The sequence below is a fragment of the Roseomonas sp. WA12 genome (assembly GCF_054165765.1).
The window spans coordinates 4240336-4253562 of the sequence record NZ_CM135108.1; the positions used below are offsets into that span (position 1 = coordinate 4240336).

Consider the following 13227-nt stretch of genomic DNA (forward strand, 5'->3'; position numbering starts at 1 on the left):
TGCTTCACCGCAAGCGCAGGTCTGCCGGCATTCTCCCTCCGGCCTGGCCAGGAGCATCGGCTGTGGCGGCATGGCGATGGAGACCTTGATGGAACTCATGATGGCTGGCGCGGACGGGGTATGGGTCCGGATCTCCGAAGGGAGCGTGGGCTATCAGGGGCGGGATGGGCGGATCGTGGCCGTGCGGCGCGAGTACCGGGCCGAGCAGGGCGGGGATGGGCGCATCATTCCCGTCCCGCCGAGGGCGCGGGTGACCGAGGGGCGGGATGGTCGCTTGGTCGCGTATCGCAAGGGCGAGACCGTTGAGGTGGGGAGCGATGGCCGCGGGGTGCGCATCCCGCCGGGCTGGAACTGGGCGGAGAATGCCGAGGGCCGGATCGTCCGCAGCCGGCCGGAGGGAGCCGAGGACGCGGCGGAGGCCGCGGGGCCGGAGGAGACGGCGGCCTGAGGGCACGGCCGGAACGCTTGCATCGGCCCGGGCGGCTGGGGTAAACGCAGCATCGCAGCCGAGGGCCATCCTTCGGTCGCTCACCCGTATCCGGGTGCTTTCCCCCCTCGGCCCGGCGCTCCCGGGCAAGACGTGCCATTCCGGCCGCTGGCTTTGCCGCGGCGATGGGGATGGGGCGCAGGACCCCGGCGGCGCGTTGCGCGCGGCCATCCAGGAACACATCGCTACATGGCTTCTGCCACCACCCTCGACCGGCCGGATGCCGGCGGCGAGGATTTCGCCTCCCTTCTCGACGCCACGCTGGGCGCGGACACCGGTTTTGCCGGGTCGGTCGTCACCGGCAAGGTGATCCGCATCGATGACGACGTCGCGGTCGTCGATGTCGGCCTCAAGAGCGAGGGGCGCGTGCCCCTGCGCGAGTTCGCCGCCCAGGGCCAGAAGCCCGAGGTGAAGCCGGGCGACCTGATCGAGCTCTTCGTCGAGCGCTATGAGGACCGGGACGGCTCCATCGTGCTCTCGCGCGAGAAGGCGCGGCGCGAGGAGGCCTGGACCAACCTGGAGAAGCAGTTCCAGCAGCAGGTCCGCGTCAACGGCGTGATCTTCGGGCGCGTGAAGGGTGGCTTCACCGTCGATCTCGGCGGGGCCGTGGCCTTCCTTCCGGGCAGCCAGGTCGATATCCGCCCCGTGCGCGATGTCGGGCCGCTGATGGGTTCGCCCCAGCCGTTCCAGATCCTGAAGATGGACCGCGCCCGCGGGAACATCGTGGTGTCCCGCCGCGCGGTGCTGGAGGAGACGCGCGCCGAGCAGCGCAGCGAGCTTATCCAGGGCCTGAAGGAGGGCATGGTTCTCGACGGCGTGGTTAAGAACATCACCGACTACGGTGCGTTCGTGGATCTCGGCGGCGTGGACGGCCTGCTGCATGTCACCGACATCGCCTGGCGCCGGATCAACCATCCGTCCGAGGCGCTGACGATCGGTCAGCCCGTGAAGGTGCAGGTGATCCGGTTCAACCCGGAGACGCAGCGCATCTCGCTGGGCATGAAGCAGCTGATGTCCGACCCCTGGGAGGGCGTGGCTGCCAAGTACCCGGTGCAGGGCAAGTTCTCTGGCCGCGTGACGAACATCACCGACTACGGCGCCTTCGTGGAGCTGGAGCCGGGCGTCGAGGGCCTCGTCCATGTGAGCGAGATGTCCTGGACGAAGAAGAACGTCCATCCCGGCAAGATCGTCGCCACTTCGCAGGAAGTGGAGGTGGTCATCCTCGATGTGGACGAGCCGAAGCGCCGCATCTCGCTCGGCCTCAAGCAGGCGCAGGGCAATCCGTGGGAGGTCTTCATGGAGACCCATGCCCCGGGTTCCGTCGTCGAGGGCGAGATCCGCAACATCACCGAGTTCGGGCTGTTCGTCGGCCTGGCCCCGGAGATCGACGGCATGGTCCACATGTCCGACCTGTCGTGGGATCTCACGCCTGAGCAGGCGATGGCGAACTACAACAAGGGCGACATGGTCAAGGCCAAGGTGCTCGACGTTGATATCGAGAAGGAGCGCATCTCCCTCGGCATCAAGCAGCTCGAGGCCGATCCGGCTGCCGAGGTCCTGGACAAGGTGCGCAAGGGTGATGTCGTCACCTGCATCGTGACCAAGGTCGAGGCGAACGGCATCGAGGTGAAGGTGGACGAGGTCCTCACCGGCTTCATCCGCCGCGCCGAGCTGGCCCGTGACCGTGGCGACCAGCGCCCCGAGAAGTTCGCGATCGGCGAGAAGGTCGATGCGAAGGTGACGGCCGTGGACCGCGCCGCCCGCCGCCTGGCCCTGACGATCAAGGGCAAGGAGATCGAGGAGGAGCGCGAGGCGGTGAAGGAGTTCGGGACGTCCGACAGCGGTGCTTCGCTGGGCGACATCCTGGGCGCCGCGATCCGTCGCCGGAACCTGTCCTCGGACGAGTAATCCCTTTCGGGATTGAGATTGGGAGAGGGCCGTCCTTCGGGGCGGCCCTTTTTCGTTGGTGGTGGTCTGTCCCGGGAGGCCAGCCTCCCGGACCCTCCGCCAGGGAGCCTCGGGCTCCCCGGACCCCAGCGATCGGGCTGCCGCGGATACGATGATCAAAGGGCGGCGCCGTAGGCTGTGATTTCAGGCGGCACGAACGGCAGTGTCCCACGCCGAGGGTCACGGACCCTCGGCGAACCGCAAGCCCCGCATTCTGCGGCAGCAACCCAGAAAAAGATGAGGGAGGGTCCGGGAGGGAGAATTCCTTCTCCCTCCCGGGGGCCACCCGCGTCTCAGTCCGCCACGAAGCGCTGCCACCCGGCGGCGCGGAGTTCGCAGGCCGGGCAGGTGCCGCAGCCATGGCCCCAGGGGTGCAGGGGGCCGCGGGTGCCGCGGTAGCAGGTGTGGGTTTCCTCGACGATGAGGCGCACCAGGGCGTCGCCGCCGAGCTGTTGGGCGAGGCGCCAGGTTTCGGCCTTGTCGATCCACATGAGGGGGGTGTGGAGGACGAAGTTGCTGGCCATGCCGAGGTTGAGGGCAACCTGGAGGGCCTTGATGGTGTCGTCCCGGCAGTCCGGATAGCCGGAGAAGTCGGTCTCGCACATGCCGCCGACGATGTGGCGGAGGCCGCGGCGGGTGGCGAGTGCCGCGGCATAGGTGAGGAAGAGGAGGTTGCGGCCGGGCACGAAGGTGTTGGGCAGGCCGTTCGCCGCCATCGCGATCTCGGTGTCGCGCGTCAGCGCCGTGTCGGAGAGGGCGGCGAGGGTGGGGAGGGCGAGGCTGTGGTCCTCGCCGAGGCGGGTGGACCAGTCGGGGTTCATCGCGCGGAGGCGGGTGCGGAGGGTGTCCCGGCAGTCCAGCTCGATGCGGTGGCGCTGGCCGTAGTCGAAGCCGAGGGTTTCGACGCGGGGGTACCGGTCGAGCGCCCAGGCGAGACAGGTGGTGGAATCCTGGCCGCCGGAGAAGAGGACGAGGGCGCCTTCGGTCTGCATGGCCCGGTTATGGGGTGGGGCGCTGGCCGGGGGAATGGGGGTGGTGGAGGGTTGGGCGGGGCGGGATAGAAGGGCGCCATGCCCTGCATCCACATCCTCGGCGCGTCCGGTTCGGGGACGACCACGCTCGGCGCGGCCGTGGCAGAGGCGCTCGGGCTCGAGCACCATGATTCCGACCGCTACTACTGGGTGGCGACCGATCCTCCCTTCACGACGCCCCGACCGTTGGCCGAGCGCGTGACGCTGCTGGCCGGCAGCCTGCCGGCGGGTGGGGACTGGGTGCTTTCGGGCTCGGCGATGAACTGGGCGACACCGATCGAGCCGTTCTACGACCTGATCGTCTTCCTGCAGCTCGATCCGGCGCTTCGGATGGAGAGGATCCGGCGGCGGGAGGTGGCGCGGTATGGGGCGCGCATCGGGCCGGGCGGCGACATGGAGAGGGCGAGCGCGGCCTTCCTCGCCTGGGCGACCGCCTATGACAGTGCGGGGCCGGAGCAGCGCAGCCTTGTGGCGCATGAGGCGTGGCTGTCATCCCAGGCTGCGCCGGTGCTGCGGCTGGATTCGGCTGTGCCCGTGCCGGTGCTGGTGCGTGCGGTGTCGGAGGCGATCGGGCCGGGGAAGCGGCCAGGGACTCCCTGCTGGAGGTGAGCCTGTGCCGGGGTGGCTGCTGCCACCCCGGGATGCCGCCGGCGCGTCAGGCTGGGGTGATGTTCCCGGCCTCCACCACGCGCTTCCAGCGGGCGATCTCGGCCGCCTGGAACGCGACGAATTCGGCGGGGGTGCTGGCGACCACCTCGAAGCCGATCTCGTCCATGCGGCGGGTGACCTCGGGCGAGCGGAGGGCGGCGGCGGCCTGGGCGTGGATGCGGGTGGCGAGCGCCTCCGGCAAGCCGGCGGGGCCGCCGAGCGCCTGCCAGGAATAGACCACGAGGTCGCGCAGCCCGCCTTCGGCCGCGGTGGGGACGTTGGGCAGCAGGCGGTGGCGGGTCTCGGCGGTGATGAGGATGGGCTTCACCCGGCCATCGGCGATCTGCGGCGCAATGGAGCCGAGGTTCTGGAAGGAGAGCTGGACGGTGCCGGAGATGAGGTCGGTCGTCGCCGGTGCGCCGCCGGCATAGGGGACATGGGTGATGTCCGTGCCGGTGAGCTGCTTGAACATCTCCATCGTCAGGTGGTCCGAGGAGCCGACGCCTGACGTGGAGTAGGAGGCGCGGCTGGATTTCAGCCAGGCGACGAGGGAAGGGAGGTCGTTGGCGGGGACCTGGGCGGGGTTCACCACCAGCACGTTGGGGGTGCGGACGGTCTGGCTGAGGCCGGCGAGCTGCTTGACCGGGTCGTAGCCGAGGTTGGGGCGGAGGGCGACGTTGATGGCCCAGGTGGAGATGGGCGCGTGCATCAGCGTATGGCCGTCGGCCGCCGCGCGGATGACCGCGCGGGCGCCGAGCTCACCGGTGGCGCCGGGGCGGTTCTCGACCACCACGGGCTTGCCGATCGCCTGGGTAAGGGGAACGGACATGGCGCGGGCGACGATGTCGGACGAGCTGCCGGGCGCGAAGGGGACGATGATGGTAACGGGGCGGCTGGGCCATTCCTCTCCGGCTGCCTGGGCCTGAGCCTGGGCGCGGGCGGGCAGGGCGGCGAGCAGGGCGGGGGCGGGAAGCAGGTTCAGCAGGGTGCGGCGGTTCATGGCCGTGTGGTCCTCCGTTCTCGTATTGGGCGGAGGGTAGCGTGCCGGGGTAGCGGGGGGCCAGGGCGGCGGGTTTCAGTCCCGCAGATCAGCCGGCGAGGCCGAGGGCGAGGAAGGCGCGGGCGGCGGGGGGCCAGGCTTCCACCAGCTCGATCCGCCAGACCCACGCAGCGGCGGCGGCACCGGCGAGGAGCAGAAGGGAGGCGGCCCAGCCCAGGACGAGGAAGCGGGATGTGTCGGCCCTTTCCCCGGCGGGGGCTGCGGGCGGTTCCGGGGCGGATGGGGGCGGCGCCATGTCGGTCGGCGGCCGGTTCGGAAAGCGAAGGGCGGATTCGGAGGAGGACGGGGCCGCCGGGGGTGGGGTCTCGGGCGGTGGGTTGGGCGGTGCCGGTTCCGCGGGGGGTGGCGGCGCCCAGGTGGTGCCGCAGCGGGCGCAGCGCACGGTTTTCCCCCCGCCCAGCCGGGCGACGAAGGCCGGAGGCAGGTCGTATTCGGCGGCACATTCGGGGCAGGCGACGCGCATGGTGCAGGATGATCGCCCGGAATGGGTTAAGGCAACGTCCCCGGCCCCGCTTTCGGGAGGGCGGGCCATGGTGGCTGCGCTTTTCCGCGCCGCTTCGGCGGCGCTTGGCCCCCTCGCGGCAAGGCGGCGCTATCGCTTCCCGGCCCGGCATGGCACATCGCGGCCATGGTGCGCTTCAGCCAGGTCGGCCTGCGCTATCCCGATCCCACCCGTGGCGGAGCGGGAGAGCGGGAGACGCTGCGGGACCTTTCCTTCACCCTGCCCCAGGGCTCCTTCACCTGGCTGACCGGGCCTTCCGGCGCCGGGAAGACCTCGCTGCTCAGGCTGATGCAGCTCTCCCTGCGGCCGACGCGGGGGGAGGTGGAGGTGCTGGGGGTGCCGCTCTCCCGCGCGCGCCGGGCCGATCTGCCGAAGCTGCGCCGCCGGATCGGGGCGGTGTTCCAGGAATTCCGGCTGCTGCCCTATCTGACCGCCTTCGACAACGTGGCGCTGCCCCTGCGGCTGGCAGGGCGGGCCGAGGCGAGCTTGCGGCCGGATGTGGCGGAAATGCTGCGCTGGGTGGGGCTGGAGGGGAAGGAGGCGTCCCTGCCGCAGCAGCTCTCGGGCGGGGAGCAGCAGCGGGTGGCGATCGCGCGCGCCGTGGTGACGCGGCCGGCGCTGCTGGTGGCGGATGAGCCGACGGGCAATCTGGACCCGGTGCAGGCGCGGCGGCTGCTGCTGCTGCTGGCCGAGATGAACCGCCTGGGGGCGACCGTGGTGGTGGCGACGCATCAGCGGGAGCTGATCGCGCAGTATCCGGGCCATGTGATGCAGGTGGAGGCGGGGCGGATCGTCGCGCTCGACCCCCCGCAGGGCTGGGAGGGCGAGGGCGTGCCCGACATGCCCGGCGCGGTGCCCGGATCGATGGCCGAGGACCCCTATGCGGAGGCACCCGCCGAGGCGCTGCCGGAGGGGTTCCGGCTGGACCTGGACGCGCCGGAGCCGGAGGCGGGCTGGGTGGAGGAGGGGCCGCCGGGCCTGTTGCCCGAGGAGGAGGAGGAGGAGCCGGAGGACGCCGCCGAGGCGCCGGCACCCGCTGCCCCGCCGCGCCGCGGGCGGAGCATCTGGCCGAATCTGCGGGGGCTGGGGGGCGATCGTGGCTGAGCGGAGGTCCCCGAACGGGCGGCGGATCGCGCGGGACCCGCTGGGGCTGCGGCGGGCGCTGTCGGACCGGCTGCTGCCAGGGCTGGTGGCGGCCATGGCCCTGCTGGCGGCGCTGGCCCTGGCCGGTGCCCAAGGGGCGGACAGCCTGGCGGATCGTTGGCAGGCCGGTGCGGCGGCGGCGGTGACGGTGCAGGTGCCCGAGCCGACGCGGGCGCGGATGGAGACGGCGCTTTCCGTGCTGCGGGGCGATTCCGTGGTGGCGCGCGCCACCGAGGTGAGCGCGGAGCGGGTGGCGGAGCTGCTGCGGCCCTGGCTGGGGGATGCGCCCTCGCTGATCCTTCCGGGGGTGATCGAGCTGCGGCTGGCGGCGGCGCCGGAGAGCCTGCCGCGGCTTGCGGAGCGCCTGGCCGAGGCGGTGCCGGGGGCGGAGCTGGAATCGCACGGGCTGTGGGTGGCGCGGTTGGCGGCCCTGGCGCGCTCGGTGCAGGGGGTGGCGCTGGCGGTGCTGGCGCTGGTGGCAGGCGTGGCCGTGGCGGTTGTCGCGGTGGCGACGCGGGCCGGGCTGGCCTCCCGGCGGGAGGCAATCGACGTGCTGCACGACCTGGGGGCGACGGATCGCGCCATTGCCGGGCGTTTCGCGCGGCGGGTGGCGCTTTTGGCGGGGCTGGGGGCGCTGGCCGGGGCGGCGCTGGCCGTGCCGGCGCTGGCGGCGCTCTCGGGGCTGGCGCTGCCTCTCTCGGGCGGGGAGATGCCGGCCGGCGGGGTGCTGGGGCAGCTGCCCTGGGCGACGCTGGCTGCGCTGCCGCCGGTGGCGGCGCTGATCGGCTGGGGGACGGCGCAGGCGACGGTGCGGCGCTGGCTGCGGCGCCTGCCGTGAAGGGTTTGGCGAGGGCGGTGCCCCGGGCGGTCTGGCAGCACACCGGCCAGGGGGATGGCGACGGCGCCTCGGGGCGCGTGCCGGCTGGGGCGGGTGGCCAAGGGGAAGGCCAAGAGGAAAGTCAGGGGGCAGGGCAGAGGCCTGGCCGCCGGGGTGCGGGGCGTCGCGCGCTGGGCCGGCTGGTGCGGCGGCTGCCATGGCTCTCGGCGGCGATGGCCGTGGTGGTGCTGGCGGGGTCGGGCGGGTTCCTGTGGTTCTTGCACCGCGGCGCGGAGCCCGCGCCGGGCGGGCCGCCCACGGCCGGGATCGCGGTGCTGACCGGCGGGGCGGACCGGCTGGAGGCGGGGCTGGCGCTGCTGGCAGCCTGGCCGGAGGCGCGGCTGATCGTCTCGGGGGTGGGCCAGGATCTGGGGCCGGCGGATCTGTTCCGGATCATCCGGGGGCCGGTGCCGAAGGCGGGGCCGCTGCTGCCCCGGCTGGCGCTGGGGCATGAGGCGACGAGCACGCGGGGCAATGCGCGCGAGGTGGCGGCCTGGGCGCGCGCCGCAGGGATTCGGGAGATCACGGTGGTAACGGCAGGCTTCCATATGCCGCGGGCAATGCTGGAACTGGGGCGCGCCCTGCCGGAGGTCACGCTGCGGCCGCATCCGGTGGAGCCGGTGCTGGCCCGGCCGCTGCCCATGGTTCGGGAATACGTGAAGCTGGTGGGCGCCGTGCTGGGGGCTTCTGCGTTGACCGAGCGGCCACCGGGTGGCCGTGCGCTGGTGGAGCGGGTGACGGGCGCACCGGAGCGGCCCCGCGCCGCCCGGCATGAGGCAGGGGCGGCTGGCGAGGAAGGGCGGGACGCGGTGGCACAGGGGACGGCAGGCCAGGATGGGCCGGTGCGAGCTGACCAGGTTCGGGCGGGCGAGGGCGGCGCCCGGACACCGGGCGGGCGAGTGGAGGACGGCCGGGTAGCCCCTGGCCGGGCGGCGGATGGGCAAGGGGAGCGCGAGGCGCGATGACGGCGATCCGCTCGGGCCTGTTCAACCTGCTGTTCTTCACCGTCACGGCGCTGACGGTGCTGTTCGGGCTGCCGCTGCTGGCTTTCCACCCTGATGTGATGCACCGCTACCTGCGCGGCTGGGCGCGGATCGTGTTGTGGCTGCTGCGGGTGGTCTGCGGCATCCGCCTGCGGGTGGTGGGGGCGGAGAACCTGCCCGTGCACGGGCCGGCGCTGATCGCGGCGCAGCACCAGTCGGCCTTCGACACCATCGTCTGGCACGCGCTGCTGCCGCGCCCGGCCTACGTGATGAAAGAGGAGCTGCTTCGGATCCCCGGTTGGGGGGCGATGGCGCGGCATGTCCATTCGATCCCGGTGGACCGGGAGGGTGGGGCCTCCGCGCTCAAGCGGCTGGTGCGGGGCACGCGGGACGCGGCGGCGGCGGGGTACCAGGTGGTGATCTTCCCGGAGGGCACGCGCTCCGCCCCCGGCGAGGTGCAGCCCTGGCAGCCCGGCTTCGCGGCCATGGCAGGGGCGACGAGCCTGCCCGTGGTGCCGGTGGCGACCGATTCCGGGCGGCTCTGGGGCAAGCGGGCTTTCACCAAGCGGGCGGGGGTTCTGACGGTCGCCGTGCTGCCGCCGATCCCGCCCGGGCTGCCGCGGGCCGAGCTGACGCGCCGGGCGGAGGCGGCGGTGGGGGAGGCTTCGGCGGCGCTTTCCGGGGGTGTGGACAAGTTAGTGGACTAGCGGGACGGCGCGGCTTCGGTCGTGCTGGAGGAGTCCGCAGCAAAGCCTTGTGGAGTCTGTGTTTCCTGGGGCTGTGATGCGGCTGTGGATATCAAAATCGCTAGTTTTAACAACGTGATAAGCCGGTTATTGCGGGAATCGCGGGATTCCGGAGAACAAAGGGGGGGCGGAAAGGCCTCTTCGCCGCGGTCAATCCCTTTGTCTGTGGATAAGTTTCGGGAAAACTTTTCGGAGCCCTCCCGTGACCCGTGCGCCGCAGCGGGTTGGGCGTGTGGATGACCGCCCGGGGATAGGTCGTTGATTCCGCCCAGCCTAACCCGCGGTGGTGAGAAGAGCGGCGATCCGGTCAAGCCCCGCGTCGCGCACACCGAGCTCTCGTAGATGGGCGACGGTGTTCAGCAGGTAGTCGCGGTTGGGGCCCATCACGCCATGGCCGCGGGCGATGGTGGCGGCCGCGGCATCGGGGGCGAGTGCGCCGCAATAGGCGCCGGAGCGCCGGTCGGCCACGAAGGAGACGGCGCGGCGGGTGGCCCCGCTGTCCAGCAGGCGGACGGGCAGGAGGCGGCGGTGATAGACATCGCCCGACATCTCCCGCTCCTCAAGATAGGCGAGCACCTCGGCCGCGCGCTCCGGCGCCACGCGAAAGGCGACGCCCCGGCAGGCACCGCCGCGATCCAGGCCCAGCACCAGCCCGGGCACCTCCGGCGTGCCGCGGTAGCGGTGGGAGCGGATGCAGAAACGGCGGTGAAAGCCGCGCAGCAGGGCGGGATGGGCGGCTTCGAAGGCGAAGCCCGGTTTCCAGATCAGCGAGCCGTAGCCGAAGACGTAGAGCGAGCCGTCCGGGTCCAGCAGGGGCGCGGGGTCGAGGGCGGCCGGGTCGATCGTGGTGGGATGGGGCTGGGCGGTCATGATGCGGCAGCCGCTAACATAGGGCATCGCAGGCGCGGGTTCACGGGGCCTGGACCCAAGGGCAGGCATTCCCGGGTCGGCCGGGGGTCGATGCAGCTGTCTCGGCACGGGGGATGGGCAAGCCGGGTGGGGCGGCCCCATATGCCGGGACCGTGAGCGATCTCCCCGCCCCCACCCCCCGTTCCTCTCGCGCCTGGCTGCGGCCTCGGCGGCTCCTGCTCGGGGCCGGGTTGCTGCTGGTGGTGCTGGCGGTGCTGCACAGCCTGGCCTGGAACTGGATGGCCGGGCGGCTGCAGGCCGGATACGACGCCTGGGCGGCGGCGCGGCGGGCGCAGGGGTGGCGGATCGAGCACGCAACGCCGGTACGGGGGGGCTGGCCCTTTTCGGCGACGCTGCGGCTGAGGGACTTTCGCCTCTCGGGCGGTGGGGTGAGCGTGCCGGGTGGGCTGGACTGGTCGGCCCCGGCCGTGACGCTGCGGGTGGCGATGCACCGGCCGGGCGAGCTGCGGGTCCGGGCCGGCGGGCCGCAGCGGCTGCGGCTGGGCAGCACCGACATCCCCTTCGCGGCCGACCGGCTGACGGCGACCGTGCCGCTGCAGGCCCATGTGCTGCCGCGCGGCGGCACCTTCGAGGCGAGCCGGCTGCGGATCGGCACCTCGGCGGGCGGGGTGGAGATCGGGTCCGCGCGGCTGGTGCTGGACAGCCGGATGTCCGCCATCGAGGGGGAGCCGGCGGTGAGCCTGGAGGGTGAGGCGGAGAACCTGACCCTTCCGATGGCGACCCCGCTGGGCCGGCAGATCGGGGTGGTGCGGATCGAGGCCGCGCTGACCGGGCCTCTGCCGGGTGGCCGGAACCCGACCAACCGCGCTGCCACCTGGCGCGACGCGGGGGGCACGCTGGAATTGCGGCGGCTGGATCTGGATTACGGGCCGGCGCGCGCCCAGGCCTCGGCCACCCTGGCGCTGGATGATGGGTTGCAGCCAATGGGGGCGGGCACGCTGAAGCTGGCCGGGGCGGAGGCGGTGGTGGATGCGATGGCCGGGGCCGGGCTGGTGACCCAGCGCAACGCGGCGCTGGCGCGGCGGGTGGTATCGCTGCTGGCGCGGCCGCCAGCGGAGGGCGAGCCGCCGCAGCTGGAGGTGCCGCTGACGCTGGAGGGGCGCGGGCTGTCGGTGGCGCGGATCCCGGTGGCGCGGATGCCGGTGCTGGTCTGGCCGCAGCCGGTGGAGGGGAGTGGGCCGGGGCCCTGAGCGGAGCGGTACGCGGCGCGTAACGCTCGACGCGACGCGTGATGAATTCCCGTTGTGTGGCAATGTTGTGCCCGCTAGACGGGAAATATGTCTGATCCTGTCACGGCAGATGCGGCGAAGGGCGGGGTGGAACGCATCCTGCAGACGCTGGTCGTCCTTTCGGAGATGGCCGGCCCCGTGACGGCCCGCCAGTTGGCAGAGCGGACCGGCCTGCCGACGACGACGCTCTACCGGCAGCTTCAGCTGCTGCGGCAGTTCGGCTTTGTCACGGATCTGGGCCGGGAGACCGGCTTCGTGCCAGGCCCTGTCTGCCTTCGCCTCCGTGCCGCGGCGGAAGGGGATGGCCTGCTGGAGCGGATCGCGCCGGAGGAGATGCGACCGCTCGCGCGGGAGACCGGCGAGACGGTGGCCCTGATGCTGCCGGCCCGGCAGCACGTCGTCTGCGCCGAGACGGTGGAGAGTTCCCTGAGCCTGCGCTGCTCCGTCACGCGCGGCGCCCTGTTCCCGATGGGGAAGGGGGCTTCCACCCTGGCGATCCTCGCGCATCTGCCCGCCTCCGCGCAGGAGGCGGCGCTGCGCGAGGCCGGGCCGGAGGCGGCGCACGGCCTGAGGCGGCGGCTGGAGGAGATCCGGCGCCAGGGCTACGCCACCAGCGAGGGCGAGCTGGACGAAGGGGTCTGGGGCGTCAGTGCCCCGGTCTTCGGGCCGGGCCGGCTGGCGGGCGGCCTGTCCCTGATGGCGCCGGCCACGCGCGCCGCGGGGCGCCAGGACAATCTCATCCGATCGACCGCCGAGGCCGCCGCGCGGCTCTCGGCGCGGCTGCAGGAACGCACGGCGCAGGGGGACGCGTAAGCCGGAATACCGGACGCGCCCCATCAATCCCGATCCCCGCAATCCCGATCCCCCAATCCTGATTACCGGAGACCAAGCATGCATCGCCGACACGCCCTTCTCGCGCTTCCCGCCCTGCTGGCCGCCCCCGGCACCCTCTCTCGCGGCGCGCTCGCCCAAGGGTCCGGACCCATTCGCGTGGCCACTGACGCCACCTTCCCACCCTTCGAATCGCTGGAGGACGGCAAGCCGGTGGGCTTCGACATCGAGCTGGTGAACGCCATCGGCGCGCGGATCGGCCGCCCGGTCGAGTGGACCAGCATCGACTTCAAGGGGCTCATCCCCGGCGTGCTGGCGCGGCGCTTCGACATGGCCGTCTCGGCGATCTACATCACGCCGGAGCGCGAGCGGGTGGTGAACTTCTCCGACCCCTATTACGAGGGCGGGCTGGTGGTGCTGAAGCGCCGCGACAACGGCACGTTGAACGCGCCGGCGGATCTGGCGGGCAAGGCTGTCTCCGTGCAGGTCGGCACCAAGTCCGTCAGCTTCCTGGCGCAGAACTACACGAGCACGCGCGTCACGCAGGTCGAGACCAACGCGCAGATGTTCGACATGCTGCGCACGCGGCGTGTGGACGCGGCCGTGACGGGGCGTCCCGCCGCGCTTCTCTTCGCCCGCGCGAATCCGGAATTCGTGGTGATGCCGGAGCCGCTGACGAACGAGAACTACGGCATGGCGATCCACAAGGATCTCGGTTCGCTGCGCGACGGGGTGAACGCCGCGCTGAAGGCGATGCGGGAGGATGGCAGCTACCGCGCGCTCGTCACCAAGTGGTTCGGCGAGGCGGGCTGA

Annotated in this window: 14 protein-coding genes; 10 read left to right on the forward strand and 4 right to left on the reverse strand. The window is 72.5% G+C overall.

Annotated features, from left to right (window positions below; translation table 11 throughout):
- Positions 1 to 88: 88 nt before the first annotated feature.
- Complete coding sequence (locus ACVBD7_RS20085; RefSeq protein ID WP_458095014.1) at positions 89 to 448, forward strand: hypothetical protein; 360 nt, start codon at positions 89 to 91, stop codon at positions 446 to 448.
- Between the two features lie 228 nt (positions 449 to 676).
- Complete coding sequence (gene rpsA / locus ACVBD7_RS20090) at positions 677 to 2395, forward strand: 30S ribosomal protein S1 (protein ID WP_458095015.1); 1719 nt, start codon at positions 677 to 679, stop codon at positions 2393 to 2395.
- Between the two features lie 332 nt (positions 2396 to 2727).
- Here rpsA and queC read toward each other — a convergent pair whose 3' ends face one another.
- Complete coding sequence (gene queC / locus ACVBD7_RS20095; RefSeq protein ID WP_458095016.1) at positions 2728 to 3426, reverse strand: 7-cyano-7-deazaguanine synthase QueC; 699 nt, start codon at positions 3424 to 3426, stop codon at positions 2728 to 2730.
- A gap of 78 nt (positions 3427 to 3504) precedes the next feature.
- Here queC and ACVBD7_RS20100 point away from each other — a divergent pair, with 78 nt between their 5' ends.
- Positions 3505 to 4074 (forward strand): ATP-binding protein, encoded by a 570-nt coding sequence (locus ACVBD7_RS20100; RefSeq protein ID WP_458095017.1) that lies wholly within the window; start codon positions 3505 to 3507, stop codon positions 4072 to 4074.
- Between the two features lie 46 nt (positions 4075 to 4120).
- On the opposite strand, the gene ACVBD7_RS20105 is transcribed toward ACVBD7_RS20100, so the two are convergent.
- Both ACVBD7_RS20105 and ACVBD7_RS20110 read right to left on the reverse strand, forming a co-directional pair.
- Positions 4121 to 5113: a Bug family tripartite tricarboxylate transporter substrate binding protein gene (locus tag ACVBD7_RS20105; RefSeq protein WP_458095018.1), complete on the reverse strand. Its 993-nt coding sequence runs from the start codon at positions 5111 to 5113 to the stop codon at positions 4121 to 4123.
- A gap of 88 nt (positions 5114 to 5201) precedes the next feature.
- Complete coding sequence (locus ACVBD7_RS20110; protein WP_458095019.1) at positions 5202 to 5636, reverse strand: zinc-ribbon domain-containing protein; 435 nt, start codon at positions 5634 to 5636, stop codon at positions 5202 to 5204.
- A gap of 165 nt (positions 5637 to 5801) precedes the next feature.
- On the opposite strand from ACVBD7_RS20110, the gene ACVBD7_RS20115 reads away from it, so the two are divergent.
- From ACVBD7_RS20115 to ACVBD7_RS20130, 4 genes are read left to right on the forward strand one after another with little or no spacing between them, the layout of a single operon-like run.
- Complete coding sequence (locus ACVBD7_RS20115; RefSeq protein ID WP_458095020.1) at positions 5802 to 6779, forward strand: cell division ATP-binding protein FtsE; 978 nt, start codon at positions 5802 to 5804, stop codon at positions 6777 to 6779.
- Entirely contained in the window at positions 6772 to 7656 is an 885-nt protein-coding gene (locus ACVBD7_RS20120; protein ID WP_458095021.1) for a cell division protein FtsX, read from the forward strand. Before ACVBD7_RS20115 ends, ACVBD7_RS20120 begins: the two co-directional genes overlap by 8 nt.
- 17 nt (positions 7657 to 7673) lie before the next feature.
- Positions 7674 to 8660, forward strand: coding sequence for a YdcF family protein (locus ACVBD7_RS20125; RefSeq protein WP_458095022.1), 987 nt, complete (start codon positions 7674 to 7676; stop codon positions 8658 to 8660).
- Positions 8657 to 9385, forward strand: coding sequence for a lysophospholipid acyltransferase family protein (locus ACVBD7_RS20130; protein WP_458095023.1), 729 nt, complete (start codon positions 8657 to 8659; stop codon positions 9383 to 9385). Before ACVBD7_RS20125 ends, ACVBD7_RS20130 begins: the two co-directional genes overlap by 4 nt.
- Before the next feature lie 312 nt (positions 9386 to 9697).
- Here ACVBD7_RS20130 and ACVBD7_RS20135 read toward each other — a convergent pair whose 3' ends face one another.
- On the reverse strand, positions 9698 to 10294 hold the full coding sequence (locus ACVBD7_RS20135; protein WP_458095024.1) for a gamma-glutamylcyclotransferase: 597 nt from the start codon (positions 10292 to 10294) through the stop codon (positions 9698 to 9700).
- A gap of 152 nt (positions 10295 to 10446) precedes the next feature.
- Here ACVBD7_RS20135 and ACVBD7_RS20140 point away from each other — a divergent pair, with 152 nt between their 5' ends.
- The 3 genes from ACVBD7_RS20140 to ACVBD7_RS20150 all read left to right on the forward strand — a co-directional run bounded on the left by ACVBD7_RS20140 (position 10447) and on the right by ACVBD7_RS20150 (position 13227).
- Positions 10447 to 11544, forward strand: coding sequence for a DUF2125 domain-containing protein (locus ACVBD7_RS20140; RefSeq protein WP_458095025.1), 1098 nt, complete (start codon positions 10447 to 10449; stop codon positions 11542 to 11544).
- 87 nt (positions 11545 to 11631) lie between these two features.
- Positions 11632 to 12396 (forward strand): IclR family transcriptional regulator, encoded by a 765-nt coding sequence (locus tag ACVBD7_RS20145; RefSeq protein ID WP_458095026.1) that lies wholly within the window; start codon positions 11632 to 11634, stop codon positions 12394 to 12396.
- A 78-nt stretch (positions 12397 to 12474) separates the two neighbouring features.
- Positions 12475 to 13227: a transporter substrate-binding domain-containing protein gene (locus ACVBD7_RS20150; RefSeq protein ID WP_458095027.1), complete on the forward strand. Its 753-nt coding sequence runs from the start codon at positions 12475 to 12477 to the stop codon at positions 13225 to 13227.